Below are 24,214 nucleotides of genomic sequence, written 5' to 3'. Positions count from 1 at the left end.
GTCGGCGATCATCCCCGGAATACTGGTCGCCCGTGGATGAGGTCAGAGTCGTCGTCGCCCATTCCGAGCGCGCGACTCTGCGTATCGGTGACGTGTTCTTGAAGGTGGACGCCGATCAGGCGCGCATCGACGTCGAGGTCGAGGCGATGTCCCTTGCGCCGGTCCCGACCCCGGAGATCCTGTGGCGCAAGCCGCCCGTACTCGCGATCGCCGCACTCCCGGGGACGACGCTTGGGCGCCTCGGCGGGCCGTCGACCGGGTCGCCGGCGGCGTGGGCCGCGGCGGGTGCCACCATCCGGAAGCTGCACGAAGCGCCGCTGCCGCCCCTACCAGGCCGGGCCGGGCGGAGCATCGTCGCGGTGGCGGCGGAACTCGACGACGAGTGCGAGTTGCTTGTGGCGAACGGTGTCCTGCCCGCTGACCTGGTCACCCGCAACCGCGAGGTCGCCGAGGCCGCGCTCCGGCCGTGGACTCCGGCGTTCACACACGGCGACCTGCAGATCGCGCACGTCTTCGTCGACGGCGACGATGTCACCGGCATCATCGACTGGTCCGAGGCGGGCCAGGGTGATGCCCTGTACGACCTCGCCACCTTCACTCTCGGACACGAGGAGCGCCTCGACGACGTCATCGCCGGCTATGGCACCGACATCGACCTCGACGTGATCCACGCGTGGTGGTCGCTCCGGAGCCTGCTGGCAGTTCGCTGGCTGATCGAGCACGGCTTCGACCCCTTCGCGCCGGGCTGTGAGGTCGACGTGCTGAGATCCCGGATGTGAGGCTGCGCCGACCCGACTGCTACGCGTGCGTTCAGGCGCATCGAGCAGGCCATCCCCTGCCCACCGTACCGTTCAACCGTGACCCCCGGGCTTGCCAACCACCCCTTGATCTACGTGGATGTGGACGGGCCGCTGATCCCGTTCAAAGCCCGGCCAGGTGGCCGGGACCCTGATTTGGGCGGTGCCGTCCTGCAGCCACTGAACGACACCGGCAATCCTCTGCTCGACCGGCTCGACCCGGATGTCGGACGCAGGCTGCTGGCGTTGGGCGGCCAACTGGTCTGGGCGACGACCTGGATGGCGGAGGCGAACGAAGTCATCTCGCCCCGGCTCGGGCTTCCACGCCTGCCCGTCGTCGATTGGCCGGGCGACGATGAGGAGCCGAAACACGGTCTGCACTGGAAGACCCTCGTCCTCGTTGAGTGGGCGGCGGGACGTCCATTCGTCTGGTTGGACGACGAACTGGCGGACGTCGATCGGCGGTGGGTCGCAGCGCACCATCCGGGGCGGGCGTTGTTGCACCGTGTCGACCCGTACTTGGGACTGACCGAAGCGGACTTCTCGGCGGTCCGTAGCTGGATTGGGCAGGGGGATTCTGCTGCTTGAGGCTCTGCGACGCAGGTGTCAACGATCCGATGCCCGATGCCCGATGCCCGATGCCCCCTGTGGAGCTGTTTCAAATGCGTCAGGCCAGCCATCGCGCGGTACATACCCTCCGATCATGGATGAGCTGGAACTTCTCAAGCGCTCTGCCGGTCCGGTCACCCGGGACAGACTCATCCACGATCTGGTCGGGTTGGGCTTGGCCGAGGGCGACATCGTCATGTTCCACACCCGGATGTCAGCATTGGGCTATGTCGCCGATGGTCTGCAGACGATCGTCGACGCGCTGCGGGACACGGTCGGGGACGCTACCTTTCCCTCGCGGGGTGCCGCTGGGCCCGGCCGTACCCCAAGGGCGTGGTATCCATGAGTGACAATCCGAGAATGACTACTCCGTCCTCCGCGCCCCCGCCTGAGCAGTCGCCTGAGCGGATGCCCGAGCAGTCGTCAGCGTCCCCTGCCGCACTGCCGCCTGAGCAGTCGCCCCGGCCGAGGGTCTGGGCTGTCCTGGCCGATGAACGCCTGCCGGGGTTTCGCGGGCTCTCGCCGAAGCAACGTGCGGCGTACGCGACCGTCGCCGTTGCCGCCGTCGTCGTCAGCGTGCTGCTCGCTTACCAAGCCAACCTTCTCCTGGACTGGTTGACGGCCACCGACCGAGCGCGCTCGAACAGGCAGGCTGAGGAGACAGTCGATCGCGAGCGCCCTGCGTTCGTGTCCACCGTCACCCCCCTCGACCACGATCAGTACATCCCGGAGGCCGTCGCCATCCTGCTTGACCGCCCGCTGACCGAAGACGAGCAGGCCACCCTCACCGCCATGAACGGCAATGCCCCACAGGTGTGGGAGTTCTTGAAGCCGCTCGGCGGCCGAGTCGTCGAGCATCCGACTGGCCCTGTGGGGTCAGACGAGCATGGCCCCGAAAACCGCGGTGAGGCCCAGACATTCGACCTGAACCTGAACAGCGATCGCGTTGCCGGACTCACGATCAACAACATGACTGCGGTCAAGGATTCGTGCCGCGCACCCACCGCGCAGACCGTCGTCAACATCCCCCCGGCCGGTTCCGGGCCCCGGCAGGGCCTGCTGTGGGACCTGACCGGTGGGCCGACCGACAAGCCGTACGGCCCGTACATTCTTGATGAGGGCGAGTCGCAGGGCGAGCTGTACTTCCGCCGCAACGTCGTCGAGTTGGGCAACGGTCAATCGAACATGGCGTTCCGTATTCAACCCGAGGTGTCCACCCACACTTGCGAGTGGCACATCGTCGCCTCGTACACCGACACGACCGGCTCCCACGAGCAACGTATCCCGAGCGGTACCGGCGTGTTCACCACCGAGGCCATCCCGCTGCAGCCCGTCCAGTATTTCGAGCGCGTTCCGGGTACGGGATGGGGCTGCATCGGAAAGATGAGTCAGAAGGGTTGTTCGGCCACCGAATTTGTGCGGCTGCCGAAGCCACCCCAACGGCGGGGCCCGATCTGAGGCGGCGCGGGTGGTCGGAGCTGTGTCGACGGCTCAGCGCAGGAACCTCAGGACGGATTCGGTCTGGTCGAGGATGGCGTGCCCGACCCCGGGCAGGAGTTCCACGGTCGCGTGTGGGACGCAGCGGCGTACGCGTCGGGCGGTCTCCGCCGAGTCGAACATGGCGTCCCGGTCCCCGACCATCACCAGTACGGGCATCCTCAACCGGCCCAGTGCCTCGTCGGAGAAGATCGGCAGCCGCTCGGTGCGGGGTGTGAAGTGGGTGAAGGTCAGCGTCACGGCGTCGAGGGCGGCTCGGAACTGCGGTGCGGACAGGCCGGCCACGGCTCCGGCCGACCGGCGCATCCCCCAAGCGCCGAACGGGCGCAGGAGCAGGGCCTTGGCCAGCCAGCCCATCTTCTGCCGACCCACGCCACCCGGGCAGAGCAGGGCCAGGCGGGTGATCCGCTCCGGCCGGCGGGTGGCGTAGTCCAGTGCCATCCAGCCGCCGAGCGAGGTACCGACGATGGTGATCTCCGTGATTCCCAGGCCGGCCAGCACGTCGTCCAGCCACCGTGCGTACGCCTCGGAGCCCAGTGGTGGGCGGGACGGTGCGCTCAGGCCCGGCTCGCCGATGAGGTCGAGGGCGTGGACGCGGAAGTGCCGCGACCAGGCGGCGACGTCGCCCTGCCACATCGCCGTGTTCGCGCCTGAGCCGTGGAGCAGCAGGAGCGGTGGTGCGCCCGCCGGCCCGGAGACGACGACGAATGTCTCGCCCTCGCGGGTCGGCACCCGCACGTGTGCGGCCGGGACCGGCCAGCTGTCCAACGCCTCCCGGTAGGCCCGCTGGATCTCGCGCTCACCGGCCTCGGACTTGTAGATCGACAGGTTACTCATGTCTGTACCTTAATCTTCCCTATCGGGAACGCGATAGGGATTTTTGGGGTGCGTTGCAGCACAGAGTGGGGGCTGGTCGTCTCGCCGCCCGCACGCGTCGGCCGATCCGGATCGGGTTGGATGTGGCGGTGACTGTGCACGAGGTGGCGCGAGCCCTGCCGGACATCGCCGTGCTTCGGGACCGGTGCCGGGCGCTGGCCGTACTCGACGCGATCCTGAGTCCGCAGTGGGAGTCTCGGTACTACTCCTTCGACTCCCGTTGGGCCCACGGCGAGGAGATGGCGTCGATGCGCAACGGCTCCGGCGACGAATACTCGATCGTGTTCTTGGCAGCCGGTGCGTTCATCCGGGGCTTCGATCACGAGTCGCCGATGAGCCCGGCGTTCTCGGAGTTCGGCGAGGTGTGGCCCGGCGTCGCCGACTCGGTGCCTGAGGTGTTCGCCGACTGCATGAGCGAGCCGGCATTCAGCTTCGAGGGTGGGTTGGCGGCGACGGTGTGCCTGTGGCGGCAGCGCACCGACGATCGCTGGCACACCGGGGAGATCGAGTTTCCGGCGGGTCCGGACCCGGACGGCGCGCATCGGCTTTTCGCGGTCCTCACGGATGCGACACCGCTGGCGTATCGGAGGTTCGCCGAGGACTACTACGAACAGCGTCTCGATGGCGCGGCCACCGCTGACATCCACGCCCTACGTCCGCTGACGAACGATGTTGTCCGTCGGCTCAATCCCGAGCTGTCGATAGCCGATCTCGCCGAGGACCTCGCCCAGATCGGCTATCCCGTACGACCCGACGAGCGCCAGCCGTGAGGACCGGGGACTGGCCGGGCCGGGGATGGTGATTGATCCGACCGCCTACTCGCCGTGCAGGGCGGCGGCGGTGGGCGTGCCGTGGATCTGGCCGACCGGCCCCTGGTAGAGGAGCTGACCGCCGTGCCGACCGGGGCCCGGTCCGAGGTCGATGAGCCAGTCCGCGTGCCGGATGACGTCGAGATTGTGTTCGATCACGACGACGGTGTGCCGCTTGTCGAGGAGCTGGTCGAGGATGTCGAGCAGACCGGTGATGTCACGCAGGTGCAGGCCGGTGGTGGGCTCGTCGAGGACGTACCGGGTAGGTTCGGCGGCGTCGTGCAGTTCCTTTGCGATCTTGACGCGCTGGCACTCGCCGCCGGAGAGCGTGGTGAGTGGCTGGCCGAGGCGTAGATAGCCGAGTCCGGCCCGCTCCAGATCCCGCAGGCCCTCGCGGATCTGCCGGTCGGGCAGCTGTGAGGTGGCGTCGGTGATGGTCAGATCGTCGATGTCGGCGATGGACAGTCCGTTGACCTTGTGCCGGAGTATGTCATTGATGAACCGCCGCCCCCGACAGGTCTCGCAGGCGGTCTCCTGGCCGTCCATGAAGGCGAGGTCCGTGTAGACGACACCCAACCCCCTACAGTCCGGGCACGCCCCCTCCGAGTTGGCGCTGAACCGACTGGCCGGCAGGCCGCTGTGCCGGGCGAAGAGCCTACGGATGGGTGCGGCGATCCCGGTGTAGGTGACCGGCGTCGACCGGCGGTTGGTGCTGACCGGACGCTGGTCGATCACGACCGCGTCGTGTTGGGCGACCAGCTCCGCCGCGAGGCTGGACTTGCCCGACCCGGCCACCCCAGTGAGGACGGTGAGGACTCCGGTGGGGATGTCGACGGTCAGATCCCGCAGGTTGTTGCGGGTGGCGTCGGCCACGGTGATCGCGCCGGTGGGCGTACGAGGGCTGGTGTTGATCGGCGTGCGTCGGCCGAGGGCGGTGGCGGTCGCCGTACGCGTTTGCTGAAGCTCGTCGAAGGTGCCCTGGAAGACCAGTTCTCCGCCGCCCGTACCCGCGTCCGGGCCGACCTCGACGATCTGGTCGGCGATCGCCATGACGGCCGGGTCGTGCTCGACGACCAGGACGGTGTTGCCCTTGTCGCGCAGTTGCCGCAGCAGGGTGGTCATGGCGACGACGTCGTGTGGATGGAGACCGACGGTGGGTTCGTCGAAGACGTAGAGCATCTCGATGAGACTGCTCCCGAGATGCTTGACGGTCTTGATGCGCTGCGACTCCCCGCCGGAGAGGCTGGTGGTGGCCCGGCCCAGATGGAGGTAGCCCAACCCGATGGTGACCATGGCCCGCAGCCGGTCGGTGAGGGCGGCCACGACCGGCGCGACCGAGCGGTCGCTCACCCGCTCCACCATCTCGACGAGTTCGGTGATCTCCATCCGGGCCAGCTCGCCGATGGTGTGGCCCGCGACGGTGGCGGTACGGCTGGCCTTGTTGAGCCGGTCGCCGTGACAGTCCGGGCAGACGTCGGAGCGGGTGAACCGGGCGATCACCTCCCGCTTGCGATCGGAGAGATTGTCGGTCGTGTGCAGGTAGATCCGTTCGAACCGTTCGACGATGCCCTCGTAGTCCTTCGGGGGCTTGATGCCGAGCCGCGCCGCCTGCTCGCCGCCGTGCAGCAGTGCCGCGCGCTCCGCTTCCGTCCAGTCCCGCAGCGGGGTGTCCACGTCGAAGCTGCCGATGTCGGCGTACTGGGAGTACCAGTAGCCACCGTTGCCGAACCCGGGCAGCAGGACCGCGCCCTGGGCGAGCGACCGGTCCAGGTCCAGAAACCGGTCGACCGCGCTCACCACGACCTCGCCGAGGCCGGAGCAGGTGGGGCACATGCCGGCGGGGTCGTTGAAGGAGAAGTGGTTCGACTCGCCCACGTGCGGTGAGCTGAGGCGTGAGAAGAGCAGCCGCAGGTAGGTCCAGGTGTCGGTGATCGTGCCGACGGTGGAGCGGGCGTTACCACCGATCCGGCGTTGGTCGATCACCACCACCGGCGACAGCCCGGTGATCTCCTCCGTGTCGGGGCGGGTCCACTTCGGTAGCCGGTTGCGGACGAACGGCGGGAAGGTCTCGTTGAGCTGATGTCCGGCCTCGGCCGCGATGGTGTCGAACACCAGCGACGACTTACCCGACCCGGACACCCCGACGAAGACGACCAGTTGGCCGCGCGGGATCTCCAGGTCCAGGCACTTCAGGTTGTTGGTCCGGGCACCCCGGACGCGAATCGTGTGTTCGGACATCCGTCGACGTTATGCGTAGATGTGGCCAGATCCTGACCACGACTACGGCGAGACTAGGGCCATGGCGGACGTCACCCAGCGCATCCTCGCCCTGCTGGCCACGCTCCAGACCGGGCGGGCGTTCAGCGGCGACGAACTCGTCGCCCGGCTCGGCGTCAGCCCCCGGACCCTGCGTCGCGACGTCGACCGGCTCCGTGCCTACGGCTACCCGGTACGGACCCAGCCTGGCCCCGGCGGGCACTACCGCCTCACCGCGGGCACCGCCATGCCGCCGCTCGCGCTCGACGACGGCGAGGCGATCGCCACCCTGCTCGGGCTGGCCACCCTCGCCGCCACCGGTAGCGCCACCGAGGGCAGCGTGGACGAGGCGGCCACCCGGGCGTACGGCAAGGTGGACCAGTTTCTTCCGAAGCGACTGCGGCACCGGGCCGCCCAACTACGGGCAAGCCTGGAGACCGGTACCGCCCCGGCCCCGAGCGTCGACGCCGACCTCCTGGACACCCTGGCGGAGGCAATCCAGCAGCGTCACGTCATCACCTTCGACTACCTCGGGAAGGACGGCTCGGTCACCGCCCGCCGGGTCGAGCCCTACCGGCACGTCCACCACCAGCTGCGTTGGTATCTGCTCGCCTGGGACGCCGGCCGGGACGACTGGCGGGTCTTCCGGATCGACCGGATCACCGGCCTCCAGGTCACCACGAGCAGCTACCCGTCCCGACCCCTGCCCGCCGACACCGCGCTCGACTACCTCCGACAGGGGCTCGACCGGGAGCGCACCCGGGTGGTCATTACCGTGGCCGCGGCCCTGCCCACCGTCGTCGACGCCTTCAGGTACCAGGAGGCCGAGTTCGAGGCCCGCAGCGACCAGCGGACCAGGGTCGTTCTGAAGCTCGACACCTGGCAGTGGCTGCTGTTACCGCTGGCCTTCCTGGACGTCGACTTCGCCATCGAGGAACCGCTCGCCTTCCGTGCCGCGCTCCGGGACTTCGGCACTCGTCTGCTCGACCACGGTGACCGAGACGGTTGACGGCATGGTTGACGGCGCGTTCGGGCGGCAACTAGGGTTCGCCTCGTGTCCAGCCCGGAAGCGTCCAGACGCCAGCCACCGGTTCTTCGGTGGCTGGCCGTGCTGTGACCTCGCGCTGACGCACTCTCGCGGCTGACCGCGCGCTGCTTCGCGTACCCGCCATCGAATCGCTGTCGTACCGGTTGATCTTCCCGGGGATGACCCACCGGTGCCGCCTGGCACCACCACGACGTGGCATCTCCCGGTATCCCTCGCGCGGTGATCTCCCGTACGCCCGGCCGGCGGAGTGCTTCGGCCGCGTCTGGCCGTAGCCGGAAACAACCCGGCGGCGACCAGCGGTGTCCCCGCGCGTCCTGTCCATCCACTCACGACGCGTGGAGTTTGTCGTGCCTTTTGCCATCTACCTGCTCGGACTGGCGGTCTTCGCCCAGGGAACCTCCGAGTTCATGCTCTCCGGCCTGACCCCGGACATCGCCGGCGACCTCCGGGTCAGCGTGCCGGCTGCGGGAACGCTGACGTCGGCCTTCGCCGTAGGAATGGTCATCGGCGCGCCGCTGATGGCCATCCTCAGTCTGCGCTGGCCGAGACGACGAGCGTTGCTCGTCTTCCTGATTGCCTTCATCGTGGTGCACGTCGTCGGGGCGCTTACCACCAGCTTCGGCGTTCTGCTGGTCACCCGGGTTGTCGGAGCACTGGCCACCGCCGGGTTCCTGGCCGTGGCGTTGGCGACGGCGACGGCGACCAGCATGGTCGGGCCGAACGCCAAGGGCCGGGCCGCCGCCGTGCTGCTCGGTGGTACCACCCTCGCCTGCATCGTCGGGGTGCCCGCCGGTGCCGTGCTCGGTCAACTGTGGACTTGGCGTACCGCCTTCTGGGCGGTGGCGGTCGTCTCGCTACCGACCGTCCTCGCGATCCTGCGGTCGGTCCCGGCCGTCGCGCCGGATGTGGCGGCACCCGGGGCCCGACAGGAGCTGCGCACACTGCGGCGTCCCCGGCTGCTCGTGACCCTGCTTCTGGCCGCGCTGGTGAACGGGGCAACCTTCTGCACCTTCACCTACCTGGCCCCGGTGGTCACCGAGGTCAGCGGCTATGACCAGGCGTGGGTGCCGGTGCTGCTGGCGCTCTTCGGCCTGGGGTCGTTCGTGGGGGTCACCGTGGCTGGTCGGACGTCGGACACTCGGCCAACGCGGGTCCTACTCTTCGGCGGTGCCGCGCTACTCGCCGGCTGGCTCGGGTTCACGTTGGCCGCGGACAATGCGTACGCGGCCCTCGTGCTCGTCTTCGTCCAGGGGGCGCTGTCGTTCGCCGTCGGGGCCACGCTGATCACGCAGGTGCTGTATGCGGCCACCGATGCGCCAGCACTGGGCGGCTCGTTCGCGACCGCCGCCCTCAACGTGGGCGCGGCCATCGGCCCCCTGGTGGGTGGGGCCACCATCAGCGCAGGACTTGGCTACCGGTCCCCGCTCTGGGTCAGTGCCCTGCTGGTCGCGCTGGCGTTCGTCGTGGCCGGGCTGGCCCAGGCGGTGCGCCGGGCCAAGCCGCGACCGAACCAGGAGGTGACCGTCTCCTAACTCAGCCCTGCCTCGCTCACCCGCGCCGCAACGGTGCGCCGACAGCGTGCAGGTGGGACAACGCCCGACGGTACGAGGAGACCAGCCCGGTCTCCTCGTACGGGATGCCGCGCTCGGCGCAGAACTTACGGACGATCGGCTGCGCCCGCCGCAGGTGCGGGGTCGGCATGTTCGGGAAGAGGTGGTGTTCGATCTGGTAGTTGAGCCCACCCAGCGCCGCGTCCACCAGCCAGCCGCCGCGCACGTTGCGGGAGGTCAACACCTGACGGCGCAGGTAGTCCAGGTTGTCCCCCTCCTTCATGGTGGGCATGCCCTTGTGGTTCGGTGCGAACGTGCAGCCGAGGTAGACCCCGAAGAGCGCCTGGTGTACGAAGAGGAATGCCAGCGCCTTGCCCGGCGAGAGCACCAGGAACAGGGCGGCCAGGTAGCCGACGAAGTGGGCGAACAGTAGCGCCGTCTCCAGTCCGCGCCCCTTCATCCCCGGGCGGAGCAGCGCCCGGACGCTGGAGACGTGCAGGTTGAACCCCTCCAGTGTCAACAGCGGGAAGAACAGGTACGCCTGCCACCGCCCGATGAACCGGGGGAGTCCCCTACTGGCTCGGGCCTGATCCGTCGACCACACCAGGATGTCCGGTGCGACGTCCGGGTCCAGTTCCTCGTGGTTGGGGTTGGCGTGGTGGCGGGTGTGCTTGTCCATCCACCAGCCGTAGCTCATCCCGATCGCCAGGTTGCCGGCGATGCGTCCGGCGACGCCGCTGGCCCCGCGACCCCGGAACACCTGCCGGTGTGCCAGGTCGTGCGCGACGAGCGCGATCTGGGCGAAGAGCACCGCGAGCGCCACCGCCACCAGCAGTTGCCACCAGGAGTCGCCGACCAGGAAGAAGGCCACCCAGCCGCCGACGAACAGGCCGCCGACCAGGCTGAGCCGCGCGGTGTAGTAACCCGGACGGCGATCCAGCAGGCGCGCGGCATTGATCCGACGCAGTAGCTGCGAGTAGTCGCTCGCTTGTCGTACCTCGGGCTTGGCTGCCAGGGCGACCGCCATTCTTCCCCCAGATGCTTGGGCTCGCGCGACGCCGGACGGCGCGCTGTCGTACCCAAGTTTTCGGGTTTTCGTTGCGGTGAGTAATCCTGAAAGCCCCCGAAAGGTAGGTAGTGCCAGCCCTACCGTGGCCGCTGTCCACTGCTGTTCCTGGAATTTCGACTGCAAACCGCTATTGCCTGAAAAATATTCAAATGCCACGATTGCCGGTGATGGTGTGGTGCCTTCCGCGGCGGAGGTGGACAAATGCCCAGGAATCTGTTGCAGATCGTACGGGCGGGTGGGACGCTGCTGCTCGGCCTCTTCACCGGCGGGATGTTCTGCTTCCTGCTCGCACCCTCGCTGCGCGAGCTGCCCGCCCCCGCCTACATCCGCTACTGGCAGGCCCTCAACACCGACTACCCCCGCACGATGCCTCCGCTGTTGCTCACCTGTCTGGCGCTGCTCCTGGTGGCCGGTGTGCTGTCGTACCGCCGGGGGTGGTGGGTGTTCGGGCTGACCGGGGGTGCCGCGCTGCTGGTGGCGGCCACCGTCGTGCTCATCGTCGCCCAGATGGAGCCGATCAACCATGTCGTGAACACCTGGTCGCCCGACGCCCCGCCCCTCGACTGGACGGAACTGTGGGACCGGTGGTGGCGGCTGCACTACGTACGAACCGTGCTGGTGCTGGTGGCCTTCGCCGCGATGCTCACCGTCCAGGTGATCGACCGCCCCCACCCCGCCCTGCGGTCAGGAAGGGCCCCTTCCGAGGCAGAAAGCGATAAGAAGGGGCCCTTCCTTGCACAGCAGCGGAGGTCAGCGGAGACGGGCGAACATCTCCTCGATCCGTGAGGTCACCTCGTGGATCTCGGACTCGTACGTGGTGAGCAGGGTGCGTAGCACACCGAGGCGGTGGGCCACATAGCTGTCGCCGTACCCGATCTCACGGGCGCACCGGACGGTGACGACCGCGAGCGCGCTCTCCTGCGGCGTCGGCAGATAGGTGCGTTCGGGAACCGGCGGGAGGACCTCCACGGTGCCCGGGATCTTGCGGGGTGGGGCCGGCTCCGGGCCGGTGAGTCGACCGGTTGGCCGGCCGACGCCGTACGAGTCGAGGCTGCGCCGCTGGCCGCTGGCACCGTGGAAGCCGTGCCGGTCGAGACAGTCGAGCAGCGGGGCCGTCATCCGGTCGAAGTCCGCCGCCGCCGGTCCGTCCAGGCTGGCCCGGGCCGTCTCGACGTTGATCTTGTTGATCAGGTCGTACGCCCGGCTGCGTAACCGGGGGAACTCCGGGTCGATCGTCTGCGCAGCCCTGTTCCCGCACTGGTCGAAGGCGTGGTCGAAGGCGGGGTCGGAGCTGATGATGTGCGCCGACTGCGCCGGTTCGTTCCAGCCGAACCCGAATCGTCGAGCGTCGTCCTCGCTGCGGGCGGCGAAATCAGGGGCGGTGACGTTAAGGTCGGCGAACGGGTCGGGCTGCTCCGGATTGTCGAGCTTGCTCAACTGGTGGAACCCACGCTTCGCCAGGCAGCCGGCACGTAGCCGGCCCTGGGTGCGTTCCAGCATGACGAGTTTGTCGGTCCGGAACACCTCCACGGCGATGCGATCGGCGGGAACGTCGAGGTAACGGCCAGTGGTGGGGCGGCGGTCCGGGGCGCAGCCGGCGGTGAGCGCCACCGCGCCGACGAGGCTCAGCACGACCGCGCCGACAGTGCCGAGGACGCCCGGCAAACGGACCGGAATCCGGGTCATGGAACGGTTCTCCTTTCCGCTCCCGGGTGGGGCGACGCCCCGAGCCGTTGCCCCACCCGGTGTGATGAGCGTGATCAGACGCAGCCGGGGGCACCCACGCGCTCGTGTCGGTCGTTGCGGTTGTTGACCAAGCTCAGGAAGTACCGCTTCCCGTCGTTCGGGATGTACACCCAGGTCCAGAGCCCGTTGCCGAGGTTGCCCACCCGGACCTGGCAGTCCGTGTCGCGGTTGGTCACGTCACGGGCGTTGTCCTGGACGGGGAGGCGGGAGACCGAGGTGCCGTCCATGAAGTTGTTGCCGCCGTGGTTGCCGGTGTACCAGAACTGCTTCTGGAAGCGGGTCCCGGTGTCCCACCAGAAGCAGATCTCCCCCCGGCTGCACCCGGGCTGGTTGTTCCCGTTGTCGGCGCTGGCCGGGCTCACTGGGAGCACTGCCAGCGTTGCCGCGGCTCCGAGCAGCATCGTGGCTGCCTTGGTCAGGGAGCGCATGTCTTTCCCCCTTGGATCGTCGGCCGACCTGGTTGTCGTGCCGTACACCAAACAGAATCGCCTCCGGGAAAAGACCGTCGCCACGGGTTTCGGCGGTGCTCGAAACCCCGACTAGACAACGTGATCAATTAATTGAGTGACGGAAATGTGTCAGGTTAATTGGTTGCCGGGGTTGCGCGCGGCCCAGCAGTGTTTGTGGGGATGTTGGCGAACACGGGGAGTCAGCATGATACGAATATTCTTCACCGACCTTGATCTTGCTCGGTTTCGGATAGCGGCTGAACCAAGCCCGATGTGGGAGATCCTGCTCAGCCTGCACGTGTTGCAGATCCGGACGCGCTCGCCGATCTTCCGCTACTGGCGGGACCAGACCCGGCAACGGCTGTCCCGGTCGATGCGACCATTGTTCGAGTTGGCCCCGGCGTACGGCTATTCGCCGGACTTCCTGACCCCATCGATCGGCGACAGCAACCTGGAAGCCGGGCTGGACGCGTTGGCCGCCACACCGCGCGCCCGGCTCCGCGCCGACCTGGGGCAGCTTGCCGGATACCAGCAGGTGACGAGTTGGATGCGGGAACTCGCTGACGGCCGGGCGGCCAGTCTCGGTGTGCTTACCGATGCCACCCGCCGCTACCACCAGGTAGCCATCGCCCCGTACTGGACCCGGATCCGGGCCGGCGTCGACGCCGAGCGGACCGCCCATGCCCGCCTGCTCGCGGCCACGGGCTTCGAAGGGCTGATGGGCGTGATCCACCCCGACATCCGATGGCGACCCCCCGTGCTGGAACTGCACGGCTTCACCGCCAACCGGGACATCCACCTCGACGGGCGAGGGTTGCACCTGCTGCCGTCGTACTTCTGCTGGCAGCAGCCCACCTTGCTGCGGGATCCGGACCTTCCGCCGGTCCTGGTCTATCCGATCGAACGCGACGCCGTCGGGCTCGGCGTGGCTGGCCCGGCCGCCCCGTCGGACCGCAAGGCGTTGGTCGCGCTGTTGGGGCGGACCCGGGCGGCGGTACTGGAGGCGATCGACGCCGGGTGCACCACGACCGAGCTGGCCCGCCGGGTCGGGGTGTCCCCGGCCACCGCCAGCGAACACGCCACCGTGCTCCGGGAGGCCGGTCTGATCACCACGCGCCGACTCGGGGGCTCCGTGCTGCACAGCCTGCACCCGCTCGGTGCCACCATCCTGACCCAACAGCGGCACCGATAGTCGTCAGCCGGGCGGGCGTACGGTCGCCGCGGGCTGGTAGATCCGGTAGTCGGCCACCTCGGTCACCCGTGCCGGGACGGCGATCCGCTCCAGGTACGCCCGGAACGCGGTGTCGGCGGGGCCGCCGGACTCGAAGACGTACGCCGGCGCGGGGGCCGCGTCGACCTGCTCCGGGTACGGGGGATGACGGTTCTGGCCGGGGCGCAGGTCCTCGCCGAGCACCGAGCAGACGATCTGCTCCCGGGTGTTGAAGATGAGCCGGTTGCAGGTCCAGTATTCGCCGTAGGTGTGGCGGATACCGGCACGCCGCATGACAGTGGCCAACTCCCGCGCATCCCGTTCCTCGCCCCGGATCGTGTCCAAGTCGCCGATGAACACCGCCGTGGCGTAGATCATCAGTGCGGTGACCCAGGCCAGGACCAGGGTGGCCATCGCCCCGACCGGTTGCGCAAGTCCGCGCCGCCAGGTCCGACGGGCGAGTAGCCAGAGTGGCCACAGCACCGCCGGCAGCGAGATCTGGAGCACCGACAGGTAGCGGGCGGTCGCCAGCGGTGCGGTGGCGGCCAGGGTGTTGCGGGCATAGCTGAGCACGGTCAGGGCCGCACCGAGCAGCAGGGCGAGCTGTGCCAGGTAGCGGATCCGGTCGCCGCCCGCGCGCCGCAGGCCGACCACCGCCAGTACGGCCGCGCCGAGCAGCAACGCCAGGTAGAGCGGCCCCCACCAGGCCTGCCACGGGGCGCACCCGGTCGACGGGCACAGCCCGGTGGCCAGGGGCAGGCCGGTCAGGATCGCGCCCCGCAGCCGCTCCGATGGTGTCGCCGGTTCGCTCTCACCGTCGCTGAGCTGCCGGAGTACGGAGAGCGAGTCCTGTCCTGGCGGGGCGGTCAGGTTGTCCACGATCAACGGAAGCAGGCCGATCAGGAAGCCGCCGAGCAGCAGCAGACCGGACCAGCCGAGCAGGTCCCGCCAACACCCGACCAGCAGCACCACCCCGACCACGGCGAGGTACGGCAGCACCAGCCAGTCGTTCCACAGGGCGAGCCCGGCGACGAGTCCGAAGACGGCGCAGGTCAGCCGGCGGTGGCGTGACCGGTGCTGCCCGAGGGCCACCGCGAGCAGCAGGAGCAGTACGACGGCGGGCTTGACCTCTGGTCGTCCGCCGACGGTGGTGAGTTGGTCCCGGACCACCCGCTCGGAACCGAGGGCGAGCAGGCCGACCGTGAAGGTGGCCAGCCAGGGGGAGTAGAGCCGTCGGGTGAGCAGGTACATCAGCAGGACGAAGGCCGCGTAGAGGAAGAGCAGCGGGACCCGGAGCAGCGGCCAACTCGGCTCGAAGAACAGGAACAGCGGCGCGGCGAGGTAGGACTCGAACGTCCCCATGTAGTGCTGGCCGTACAGGAAGACCGGCCAGCCCCGGCCAGCGGCGATGTGCATGGCGACCAGGCCGAAGGTGGCTTCGTCGCTGTTCGAGCCGGGGACGGTGAGCAGTAGCAGGGCCAGTCGGTAACCGAGACCGGCCAGGCCGAGGGCGAGCGCCACCCGGGCCGGTCGGTCGAGCCGGAGCCGGGCCCGCCGCCTGCCGTGTTGCGCCGTCACCGACACGACCAACGCCCCCGTCGTCGTCCTGTCGGGAGTCTCGCACGATACGCGGGCAGAATGTCCGTGTTCTGGGTTGATGTCCGCGCTGTGGGGATGGGCTGGCGGAGTAAGGCGTGTCGGCGGCGTATGGCAGGGTTGCAGCCGTGTCCCCAACTTCCCCCAATGAGGTGGCCATACCCCAACTCCACCGGGCGGCGCGGATCGAGGACGCGATCCATCACTTCCTTGCCCGCAGACTGCGGCGGCGGGGCTGGGACGTGACGATGATCGCCTATCCCGGGTACGGTGCGCCCGGTTGGGTACGGGTGATGGGCCGGGTGCTGCTCGGCAGGCTGGAGCGCCCCCGCCATCGGCCCGCCAAACTACGCGGCTGGCGTAGCTTCGCCACCATCCCCGCCAAGGGGGCGACGGTGATCATCGAGGCCGGTGACGGCCGACACGAGACGCACGCCGACCGCAGCGGCTTCGTCGACGTCGTGGTGCCCGCCGACCTGCCACCCGGCTGGGGAACAGTCCGATTGACCAGCCCGGACGCGGAGCCGGTCGAGGCCCCGGTGCGGATCGTCGACCCGGCGGTACGCTTCGGCATCCTGTCGGACATCGACGACACGGTCATGGTCACCACGCTGCCCCGACCACTGCTCGCCGCGTGGAACACCTTCGTGCTCGACGAGCACGCCCGGGCGGCCGTACCGGGAATGGCGGTGCTCTACGAGCGGCTGGTCAACGCGTACCCGGGTGCGCCGGTCCTCTACCTCTCCACCGGGGCCTTCAACGTCGCCCCCGCGTTGACCAGGTTCCTGTCCCGGCACCTCTACCCGGCGGGACCGCTACTGCTCACCGACTGGGGGCCGACCGCCGACCGGTGGTTCCGCAGCGGCCGGGCGCACAAGCGTGCCATGCTGCTCCGGCTGGCCGAGGAGTTTCCGGACGTCCGGTGGCTGCTGGTCGGTGACGATGGCCAGCACGACCCGGAGATCTACGCGGAGTTCGCCGCCGCCCACCCGGAGAACGTCGCCGCCGTGGCGATCCGGCGGCTCTCACCCACCCAGGCCGTGCTGGCGGGGCATCTGCCGGCGCCGGGAGGCGGTGCCCGCTCCACCGGGCCGGAGGGGCAGAAGGTCCTCTCCGCGCCCGACGGTGCCGGCCTCTGGCATCTGCTCCGGGAGGCGGACCTCGTCTAGCTGATGTCGTTGAGGAGCTGTTTCAGCCAGGGCTTTCGCGGCGGACGGACGGTCACCTCACCGAAGACCACCCGGGTGCGTACCTCGACCACGGGTGCGCCCGGCCGGACCGGCTCCCGCATCTTGGACGTCTTCGAACCGAAGATCGCGCTGCCGGTGAGCCGGACGTCGGTTCCCTCCGGTACGACCACGGTCAGATCACCGAAGACCGTGGTCGCCTCGATCACCGTCACCGGCTGCTGGAGTTCCGCCTCGTGCAGGTCGACCCGGCAGGAGCCGAAGACCGACAGGGTCCGCAACAGCCCCGGCACCCGCCAGCGGCCCTTGCGGGTCTCCTCCCCGAAGACGGCCGTCAACTTCTCCACGGGCTCCACCGGGCTGAGGCTGGTGGGCTGGACGACGGCGGGGCCGGTGGCGGTGACCGGCAGGTCGTGGGTGAGCCGGGCCAGTTCACCCCGGGTACGCGCCGCATGCGCCAGGGTGACCCGATCCTCGTACTCGTCCAGGGTCAGCCGGCCCTCGCCGGTAGCAGTCCCGAGCAACTCGATGATGTGCTCTCGTTCCCGGTCGGACACCCGGATTCGGTCGTCATCGTCACGCGGTTCCAGCTGCACGCCCGCGAATTCTACGCACCGGGTAGCCACCCGGCCGACCGGTGTGTCCGTCGATCCAGGTTCGGGCAACGGCGAGCTGGGGCATTATCGATCAACGAGCCCCGCACCACGAACGAGGGCGACCAACCCGCTGTAGGAGGCTGTCGATGTCGATCCACGCCCGTGCCGGTCAACCCGCCGAGCCGCAGGACCTGGTCGACGTGCCACACCTCGTCACCGCCTACTACACCGAGCATCCCGATCCGACGGACCCGGCACAGCAGGTCTCCTTCGGCACCTCCGGGCATCGCGGGTCGAGCCTGCGTGGTGCCTTCAACGAGCACCACATCCTCGCCGTCACCCAGGCCCTCTGCGACTATCGCCAGGCCAATGGGGTTGACGGACCACTGTTCCTGGCCCGGGACACCCACGCGTTGTCGGAGCCGGCGATGGTCACCACGCTGGAGGTGCTGGCGGCCAACGGGGTGACCGTGCTGGTCGACAGCCGGGACGGCTACACCCCGACCCCGGCGGTGTCCCACGCGATCCTGACCCACAACCGGGGCCGCGGCGACGGACTCGCCGACGGGGTGGTGATCACCCCGTCGCACAACCCGCCCGCCGACGGCGGGTTCAAGTACAACCCCACCAACGGTGGACCAGCCGACACCGACGTGACCCGGTGGATCCAGGACCGGGCCAACGAGCTGCTGACCGCCGGCCTGACCGGGGTACGCCGGATCCCGTACACCCGGGCCCGGACCGCCGACACCACCGGCCGGTACGACTTCCTCGCCGGCTATGTCGACGACCTGCCCTCCGTGGTGGACCTCGGGGCGATCCGGTCGGCGGGAGTGCGCATCGGTGCCGACCCGTTGGGCGGCGCGAGCGTGGCCTACTGGGGGGAGATCGCCCAGCGGCACGGGCTGGACCTGACCGTGGTCAACCCGACGGTCGACCCGACCTGGCGGTTCATGACCCTGGACTCGGACGGGAAGATCCGGATGGACTGCTCGTCGCCGAACGCGATGGCGTCGCTGATTGCCGCCCGCTCCGACTACCAGGTGGCGACCGGCAACGACGCGGACGCCGACCGGCACGGCATCGTCACCCCGGACACCGGCCTGATGAACCCCAACCACTACCTGGCGGTGGCGATCTCCTACCTCTACCGCAACCGGCCGACCTGGTCACCTGAGGCAGCGGTGGGCAAGACGCTCGTGTCGTCGTCGATGATCGACCGGGTGGCCGCCGACCTCGGTCGCACCCTGGTCGAGGTGCCGGTGGGCTTCAAGTGGTTCGTCCCCGGCCTGCTGGACGGGACGATCGGCTTCGGCGGCGAGGAGAGCGCTGGGGCATCCTTCCTGCGGCAGGACGGCACCACCTGGACCACCGACAAGGACGGGCTGCTGCTCTGCCTGCTCGCCGCCGAGATCATCGCCACCACCGGCCGGTCGCCGAGCGAGCACTACGCCGACCTCGTCGCGCGGTTCGGCGAGCCGGTGTACGCCCGGGTGGACGCCCCGGCCAGCCGGGAGGAGAAGGCGGCGCTGGGCAAGTTGTCCCCGGACCAGGTCACCGCCACGAGTCTGGCGGGCGAGCCGATCACCGCCAAGCTGACCTCGGCACCCGGTAACGGTGCGTCGGTCGGTGGCCTGAAGGTGTGCACCGACTCGGGCTGGTTCGCCGCCCGGCCGTCGGGTACCGAGGACGTCTACAAGATCTACGCTGAGTCGTTCCGGGGGCCGGAGCACCTGGCCCGGATCCAGCAGGAGGCCCGTGATCTGGTGACCGTGGTGCTCCAGGGCACGTGACGAGGTCTCGCGTCTCCTCGGAATCGTGCCCGGCCTCAGGCTGCGCTGGTCGGGGTGAGTGGCTTGGCCATCTGCTGTGCGGTGACTTCGAAGCCAAGGCTCTCGTAGAGGCGGATCGCCACGGTGTTGCTACCGAAGACGTTCAGGCCGAGCTTGGTGTAGCCATGGTTGCCGAGTTCGCGCTCGACCGCCTTGAGCATGGCCCGGCCGTACCCCTTGCCTCGGTGTTCCTCGTCGACCTCGATGTTGTAGATCCAGGCCTGCTCGGGAAGGTCCGCTTTGATGGTGGGGCCGACCCAGAGCCAGCCGACGGGCTGGTCATCGGCCTCGGCCATGAAGAGCAGCATCCCTGGGGTGTCGAGGCCCTGCGGCAGGAAGCCACTGTTCTGCCGTACCGACTCGTCGTGGGCCTCCGCGGCCGACACCCGGCCCGATTCCCGTAGGTTGTCGGCATACCGGTCGACCAGTACGGTGTTCCGTTCGGCGAATTCCTGCTCGGTCATCGGGCGCAGCACGACGGTCATGGATCCTCCCCAGGGTCTCCGGCGATGCTACTGGGGGGCGACTCCTGTTTTTCTGGTGCGGGGCGGTCGGCTGTGGTGTGCCGACCGCCCCGCCGTTCGTTTCTCCCCACTAGGGCCGCTCGCTGGCTTTCCCGCCAGGCCCGGTCCCGCTTGCTCTCTCGTTAGGGCCGATTCCGGCCGGTGCCCAGCAGGTGCCGCATCGACCGGGCGACCAGGTCGTCGCGGGCCGCCGGGGCCAGACCCTCCAGACCGAAACCCAGATAGACGGTGTCCGGGGTGAGCACCGCCGCCCCCTCCTCGAACGCCTGCTGGCTGCGCGACCAGTCGTTGGCACCGGTCGGGGAGCCGGCCGGCGGTCCGGCCACCGTCCAGCCACCCAGATCGGTCTCGAACGAGGTCTCCGCCACCGTCGTGCCGCCCACGACCACCCGTACGTCGTCGAGGAAGAGCCCCAGGCCCTGGGTGCTCCAGTCCGTCACGTACGTGACGGAGACCTCGACCTGCTTGCCGGCGTACGTCGACAGGTCCACCGACCAGTCCTGCCAGCCGTTCGACGGGCCGGTGGCCGCGTGCCACGAACCCGTGGTGCCGGTGGGGGAGCAGTCCGGGCCCTGGTAGTGGGCGAGGAACGGGTGTAGCCGGTCGACCCAACCCGAACGGCAGCTCTCCCCGGTCACGGTGCCGGTGTGGCCATTGGCGTCCGGCAACGTCGTCCAGTTGTCGGTGCCCGCCTCGCGCGCCTCGACGATCATGAAGTCCCAGTTGCGTTCGATGTCGTACGACGCCGCGAACTGCAACTGGCCGCTGGTCGCCCCGGTCAGATCCACGGTCCGGGACAACCGCTTGTACGACTGGTCGGACTGCCCGCTGAACAGGTACCAGTCACCGGTGCGCGGGTCGAACGGTGCCGCGCCTGGGCGTACCCAGCCCAGTGCCGGGGTGCTGGTGAACTGCGGGAACTGGTCCGTTGGCAGGAACCCGGAGGTGGTCAGGAACGACGCGGTGTGGTCCTGGTTGCCAGCCGACCCGGGGGCGTTCAGCGTGCCGGTGAAGCCGTCGAATCTTCCGGTCTCGCCGCGCACCGGGTACGCCGTACCGTCCGGCCCGGTGCCGCCGCCGCTGACATAGGTGTACGCGCCCAGGTAGTACTGCTGGAAGTCGTTGAGGATCGGCAGACAGGCCGGGTCGTCGGCGGAGGTGCATTCCGGCGGCGCGTCCGGATGGTAGGTGTAACTGCCGTCCGATGCCTGCGCGAGGAGCGCGTTCTTGCCGCTGACCAGGAGTTTGCCGCCCTCGTTGAGGTAGTCCCGGACGGCCAGTTCGACATCCAGTGCCGCCTTGGCCGTGGTGCCGGGCACCTGACCGGGGGCGCGCAGGATGGTGTCGTCGCCGGTCTCCCAGACCACCGCCCGGTAGTGCGACAGCACGCCGAGCGGGTGCGGTGCCTTTCGGCCCATCGCGTCGAAGTCGTAGACGTCGCTGGTCCGCCGGGCGGCGGTCAGGGCGGCGGTGATCTCGTCGGCGTACTTCGCGGTGGTGCCGGTCTGCGCCGGGCTCAACCCGGTGACGTCCTCGACGGCGAGCACCAGCACCTCACCGCCGATGTCGTCGTGCACCCGGTAGGTGAAGTGGTCGCTTGCCACCACCCCCGACCGTGCCTTGGTGCCGGTGAACCACACCTCGACCCGGTCACCCGGTCGGGCACCGGTGACCTTGCCGCGCAACTCGGCGTAGTAGTCGCTGTGCGTGTCGCCGTACCGTTCGCCACCGCGCCACTGCTTGACCGAGACGGCCTTCGGACGGCCGCCGTTGATCGTGTAGTGCATCCGTACGTTCTTCAACGACTTACGCGCGATCGTGGCGACCTGCTGGGTCGAGCCGTAGGAGACGTCGAAGGCGTCCACCACGAAGTCGGGGGTGCTACGGCCGACCACCGACACCGGGTTCGCCGGGTCGGCCGCCGACTTCGCCACCGACAGCGCGAACGGGATGTTCTTGGCCACCTCGGCGGAGATCAGCTTCTCGTCGTCGGGGAAGATGAAACCGCTGACGCAGTCCTCCGGGTGCCACTGGTCGTTGGGGTCCGAGGCCGAGGCCGACTCGCAGGTGGACATCTCCGGGGTGAAGCCGAGCGTGCCGTACCGGACGGTGGCGTACGAGTCGGTGTCACCGTTGGTGGTGTACAGCTCGGCGGAGAGATCCGGGTCGTAGCCGGGGATGGCCGGGTTGGCGTCGTCACCGACCATCGCCTGGTAGATCGCGTCGTCCGGGGTCGGGGTGCTGACCTGCCAGCCGACACCGTAGAGCAGGAGTTCGGCGGCCGAGTGGTAGTTGATGAAGAACTCGAAGCCGACTCGGCGCAGCAGCTTGTCCAGCGCCTTCGTCTCCGGTTCCGAGTTCGGACCCGGTCCCCGGTAGGTCTCGCTGGCCGGGTCCGGTGAGGAACCCTCGTTGTCGTAACCCCACTGGTAGTCGAAGTTGCGGTTCAGGTCGACGCCGTCGCCGTTGGTGATCCGCCCGTCACCGTTGTTGTCCCGCAGGTTCTTGCGCCACAACCGGTTGCCGTCGGTGAAGGTGAAGTCGTAGCCGTCGGGGTTGAGCACCGGGACGAACCACAGCTCGGTGGTGTCGACCAGCCGGGTGATCGCCGGGTCGGTGCCGTAGCTGTCCAGCACGTGGTCCAGCAGCCGGCGGGTCATCTCCGGCGTGATCCACTCCCGGGCGTGCTGGCTGCTGGCGTAGAGCACCGCGGGGCGCTGGCCGTCCCTGACCCGGGTGGCGTTCTTGGTGACCTTGACCGCGAGGATCGGCTTGCCCTGGGTGGTGGTGCCGATGCTCTGCAGCTTGGCCAGCTTCGGGAACCGGGCCGCCGTCGCCGTCAGCTCGTCGCGGATGCCGCCCGGCTCGCTGTACGACCGGAACGCCGACCAGCCGGTGGCCGACTGCTCCCGTAACGTCCGTGAGGCGTCCTTGCCGCGTACCTTCTTGACGGTCAGTTTGACGCCCCGCTCGGCCAGCTTGGCAGCCTGCGACCCGCTGAGCACCGCCTCGACCTCGGTGTTCCCGGCGGCGTCCCGGGCACCGGTCGCCCCGGTCAGGTCGACGCCGACACCGCGCAACTCGTCGAGTTGTTTCGGGTTCAGCGAGCCGACGTACACCTCCAGGCCGTCGCGGCCGCCCGGTTCGGACGGTGGTCGCGCGCCGGCCGGTGCGGTCAGCGCCATCGCGCCGACCAGAGTGAACACGCTGGCGATGGCCAGCCCGGTTCTCCTCATCGCGCCCCCTTGATTGATGAACGTCTGTGCCCGAGCTTCCTGTGCCAGATCGGATCCGTCAATGAGCGGGTCGTCCGGTTCTCGTCGCCCGTTACGTATGGGGGAGGGGAGGGCCCTTCCGATCGCTTTTCGGTGTAGCAGCGGTCCTTTCCTGACGTCCGGCACGTGTTTTGGTGCTTTTTAGTCCGACTCATCTTCTTTGCGTGACTTGACGGTTATCCTGTCGTTGACCGAAGTGTCGCAACCGGACACGACGCCAAGCCCTGCGCGCGACCGCCCGAGCGGTCGTCCGCAACCATGCCGGAGTAAGGGGTATCGAACACATGCGACTGTTGGTCACCGGCGGCGCCGGGTTCATCGGTGCCAATCTGACCCGGGCCGCCCTGGAAGACCCGTCGATCACCGACGTACGGGTCATCGACGACCTGTCCACCGGCAGCATTGCCAACCTGACCGGCCTCGACGTCGACGTCGTGACCGGCTCCATCCTCGACGACGACGCGCTGGACCGGGCAATGGCCGGGCGGGACGCCGTGGTGCACCTCGCCGCGCTGCCCAGCGTGCCCCGGTCCATCCGGGAGCCGGTCGCGTTCCACCAGGCCAATGCCACCGGCACGCTCTGCGTGCTGGAGGCCGCCCGTCGCCACCGGCTCGACCACGTCGTGGTCGCGTCGTCGTCCTCGGTGTACGGCGCCAACCCCGCCCTGCCCAAGGACGAGCTGGCCTGGACCCGGCCGATGAGCCCGTACGCCGCCAGTAAGCTGGCCACCGAGGCGTACGCCCTGGCCTACCAGTCGTCGTACGGGCTGCCCACCCTCGCGTTCCGGTTCTTCAACGTGTACGGCCCGGGGCAGCGGCACGACCACCCGTACGCCGCGGTCATCCCGAAGTTCGTGTACGCGGCGCTCCGGGGAGAACCGGTCGCCTTCCACGGCGACGGGCGGCAGACCCGCGACTTCACCTACGTGGAGACGGTGTGCGAGGTGCTGCTGGACGGTCTACGTCGCCGGGTGCAGCACCCGCAACCGGTGAACCTGGCCTTCGGCACCCGCACCACCCTGCACACCGTGGTGGCAGAGCTGGAGCAGATCCTGGAGCGCCCCATCGACCGGCGGAACACCCCGCCCCGCGCCGGCGACATCCGGCACTCCGCAGCCGACAACCAACTGCTGTCCGAACTCTTCCCCGGGGTGAAGGCCGCGTCCCTGACCGACGGGCTGCGGGCCACCGTGCGGTGGCTGGAAGCCCACCTCGCGGCGCAGGAGAGCACACCGGCCCGGTGACCCGCCCGAACCCGCTCGGACAGCAGACCCGACCACGGGTCGGG

20 protein-coding genes and 1 pseudogene are annotated in these 24,214 nt (G+C 69.1%); 12 read left to right on the top strand and 9 right to left on the bottom strand.

All coding sequences use genetic code 11. The features are described 5' to 3' along the window. Positions 1 to 32: 32 nt before the first annotated feature. The 4 genes and pseudogenes from FHR38_RS02415 to FHR38_RS02400 all read left to right on the top strand — a co-directional run bounded on the left by FHR38_RS02415 (position 33) and on the right by FHR38_RS02400 (position 2,864). The gene (locus tag FHR38_RS02415) at positions 33 to 779 is read left to right on the top strand and encodes a phosphotransferase family protein (RefSeq protein WP_184532388.1); all 747 of its coding nucleotides are present in this window, start codon (positions 33 to 35) and stop codon (positions 777 to 779) included. Between the two features lie 78 nt (positions 780 to 857). Further along, positions 858 to 1,385, top strand: coding sequence for an HAD domain-containing protein (locus tag FHR38_RS02410; RefSeq protein ID WP_312881741.1), 528 nt, complete (start codon positions 858 to 860; stop codon positions 1,383 to 1,385). A gap of 115 nt (positions 1,386 to 1,500) precedes the next feature. Beyond that, a pseudogene (locus FHR38_RS02405) lies at positions 1,501 to 1,686 on the top strand (aminoglycoside 3-N-acetyltransferase); the annotation flags it as partial. A gap of 128 nt (positions 1,687 to 1,814) precedes the next feature. Then, positions 1,815 to 2,864 (top strand): hypothetical protein, encoded by a 1,050-nt coding sequence (locus tag FHR38_RS02400; RefSeq protein ID WP_184532386.1) that lies wholly within the window; start codon positions 1,815 to 1,817, stop codon positions 2,862 to 2,864. Positions 2,865 to 2,897: 33 nt separating this feature from the next. Here the strand turns inward: FHR38_RS02400 and FHR38_RS02395 are convergent, their stop codons facing one another. Continuing rightward, positions 2,898 to 3,740, bottom strand: a complete 843-nt coding sequence (locus tag FHR38_RS02395; protein ID WP_184532384.1) for an alpha/beta fold hydrolase — start codon at positions 3,738 to 3,740, stop codon at positions 2,898 to 2,900. A gap of 122 nt (positions 3,741 to 3,862) precedes the next feature. Between FHR38_RS02395 and FHR38_RS02390 the strand changes: the two genes are divergently transcribed. Continuing rightward, positions 3,863 to 4,549, top strand: coding sequence for a hypothetical protein (locus tag FHR38_RS02390; protein WP_184539141.1), 687 nt, complete (start codon positions 3,863 to 3,865; stop codon positions 4,547 to 4,549). 45 nt (positions 4,550 to 4,594) lie between these two features. Here the strand turns inward: FHR38_RS02390 and FHR38_RS02385 are convergent, their stop codons facing one another. Next, a complete protein-coding gene (locus FHR38_RS02385; RefSeq protein ID WP_184532382.1) occupies positions 4,595 to 6,826 on the bottom strand; it encodes an ATP-binding cassette domain-containing protein in 2,232 nt (743 codons plus the stop codon). 61 nt (positions 6,827 to 6,887) lie between these two features. Here FHR38_RS02385 and FHR38_RS02380 point away from each other — a divergent pair, with 61 nt between their 5' ends. Together FHR38_RS02380 and FHR38_RS02375 are read left to right on the top strand one after the other, a co-directional pair. Continuing rightward, positions 6,888 to 7,853 carry a helix-turn-helix transcriptional regulator gene (locus FHR38_RS02380; RefSeq protein WP_184532379.1) on the top strand — a complete coding sequence of 322 codons (966 nt, stop codon included), beginning with the start codon at positions 6,888 to 6,890 and terminating at the stop codon, positions 7,851 to 7,853. A 386-nt stretch (positions 7,854 to 8,239) separates the two neighbouring features. Further along, on the top strand, positions 8,240 to 9,424 hold the full coding sequence (locus tag FHR38_RS02375; RefSeq protein WP_184532377.1) for a Cmx/CmrA family chloramphenicol efflux MFS transporter: 1,185 nt from the start codon (positions 8,240 to 8,242) through the stop codon (positions 9,422 to 9,424). Positions 9,425 to 9,440: 16 nt separating this feature from the next. Here the strand turns inward: FHR38_RS02375 and FHR38_RS02370 are convergent, their stop codons facing one another. Beyond that, a complete protein-coding gene (locus FHR38_RS02370; RefSeq protein ID WP_184532375.1) occupies positions 9,441 to 10,469 on the bottom strand; it encodes a fatty acid desaturase family protein in 1,029 nt (342 codons plus the stop codon). A 243-nt stretch (positions 10,470 to 10,712) separates the two neighbouring features. Here FHR38_RS02370 and FHR38_RS02365 point away from each other — a divergent pair, with 243 nt between their 5' ends. Further along, complete coding sequence (locus FHR38_RS02365; protein WP_184532373.1) at positions 10,713 to 11,297, top strand: anthrone oxygenase family protein; 585 nt, start codon at positions 10,713 to 10,715, stop codon at positions 11,295 to 11,297. Here FHR38_RS02365 and FHR38_RS02360 read toward each other — a convergent pair. Together FHR38_RS02360 and FHR38_RS02355 are read right to left on the bottom strand one after the other, a co-directional pair. Continuing rightward, the gene (locus FHR38_RS02360) at positions 11,262 to 12,197 is read right to left on the bottom strand and encodes a hypothetical protein (protein WP_184532371.1); all 936 of its coding nucleotides are present in this window, start codon (positions 12,195 to 12,197) and stop codon (positions 11,262 to 11,264) included. The genes FHR38_RS02365 and FHR38_RS02360 overlap by 36 nt on opposite strands. A 74-nt stretch (positions 12,198 to 12,271) precedes the next feature. After that, positions 12,272 to 12,685, bottom strand: a complete 414-nt coding sequence (locus FHR38_RS02355) for a hypothetical protein (RefSeq protein ID WP_184532369.1) — start codon at positions 12,683 to 12,685, stop codon at positions 12,272 to 12,274. A 226-nt stretch (positions 12,686 to 12,911) separates the two neighbouring features. On the opposite strand from FHR38_RS02355, the gene FHR38_RS02350 reads away from it, so the two are divergent. Continuing rightward, positions 12,912 to 13,898: an ArsR/SmtB family transcription factor gene (locus FHR38_RS02350; RefSeq protein WP_184532367.1), complete on the top strand. Its 987-nt coding sequence runs from the start codon at positions 12,912 to 12,914 to the stop codon at positions 13,896 to 13,898. Positions 13,899 to 13,901: 3 nt separating this feature from the next. On the opposite strand, the gene FHR38_RS02345 is transcribed toward FHR38_RS02350, so the two are convergent. Then, positions 13,902 to 15,494, bottom strand: a complete 1,593-nt coding sequence (locus FHR38_RS02345; RefSeq protein WP_184532365.1) for a hypothetical protein — start codon at positions 15,492 to 15,494, stop codon at positions 13,902 to 13,904. Positions 15,495 to 15,640: 146 nt separating this feature from the next. Here FHR38_RS02345 and FHR38_RS02340 point away from each other — a divergent pair, with 146 nt between their 5' ends. Continuing rightward, positions 15,641 to 16,681, top strand: coding sequence for an App1 family protein phosphatidate phosphatase (locus FHR38_RS02340; RefSeq protein WP_312881738.1), 1,041 nt, complete (start codon positions 15,641 to 15,643; stop codon positions 16,679 to 16,681). Here the strand turns inward: FHR38_RS02340 and FHR38_RS02335 are convergent. Beyond that, the gene (locus FHR38_RS02335) at positions 16,678 to 17,295 is read right to left on the bottom strand and encodes a DUF1707 SHOCT-like domain-containing protein (protein WP_184532363.1); all 618 of its coding nucleotides are present in this window, start codon (positions 17,293 to 17,295) and stop codon (positions 16,678 to 16,680) included. The two genes, FHR38_RS02340 and FHR38_RS02335, sit on opposite strands and share 4 nt — an antisense overlap. Before the next feature lie 146 nt (positions 17,296 to 17,441). Here FHR38_RS02335 and pgm point away from each other — a divergent pair, with 146 nt between their 5' ends. Next, complete coding sequence (pgm, locus tag FHR38_RS02330) at positions 17,442 to 19,088, top strand: phosphoglucomutase (alpha-D-glucose-1,6-bisphosphate-dependent) (RefSeq protein ID WP_184532361.1); 1,647 nt, start codon at positions 17,442 to 17,444, stop codon at positions 19,086 to 19,088. A 35-nt stretch (positions 19,089 to 19,123) separates the two neighbouring features. On the opposite strand, the gene FHR38_RS02325 is transcribed toward pgm, so the two are convergent. Beyond that, entirely contained in the window at positions 19,124 to 19,612 is a 489-nt protein-coding gene (locus FHR38_RS02325; protein WP_184532359.1) for a GNAT family N-acetyltransferase, read from the bottom strand. Between the two features lie 161 nt (positions 19,613 to 19,773). Further along, the gene (locus tag FHR38_RS02320; protein ID WP_184532357.1) at positions 19,774 to 22,887 is read right to left on the bottom strand and encodes a M14 family metallopeptidase; all 3,114 of its coding nucleotides are present in this window, start codon (positions 22,885 to 22,887) and stop codon (positions 19,774 to 19,776) included. A 323-nt stretch (positions 22,888 to 23,210) separates the two neighbouring features. Here FHR38_RS02320 and FHR38_RS02315 point away from each other — a divergent pair, with 323 nt between their 5' ends. Beyond that, positions 23,211 to 24,170 carry an NAD-dependent epimerase/dehydratase family protein gene (locus FHR38_RS02315; RefSeq protein ID WP_184532355.1) on the top strand — a complete coding sequence of 320 codons (960 nt, stop codon included), beginning with the start codon at positions 23,211 to 23,213 and terminating at the stop codon, positions 24,168 to 24,170. Positions 24,171 to 24,214 lie beyond the last annotated feature (44 nt).

Source organism: Micromonospora polyrhachis (genome assembly GCF_014203835.1).
GTDB lineage: Bacteria > Actinomycetota > Actinomycetes > Mycobacteriales > Micromonosporaceae > Micromonospora_H > Micromonospora_H polyrhachis.
The sequence above is the reverse complement of the archived record's forward strand: the minus strand, read 5'-3'. Positions and strand labels throughout refer to the sequence as shown.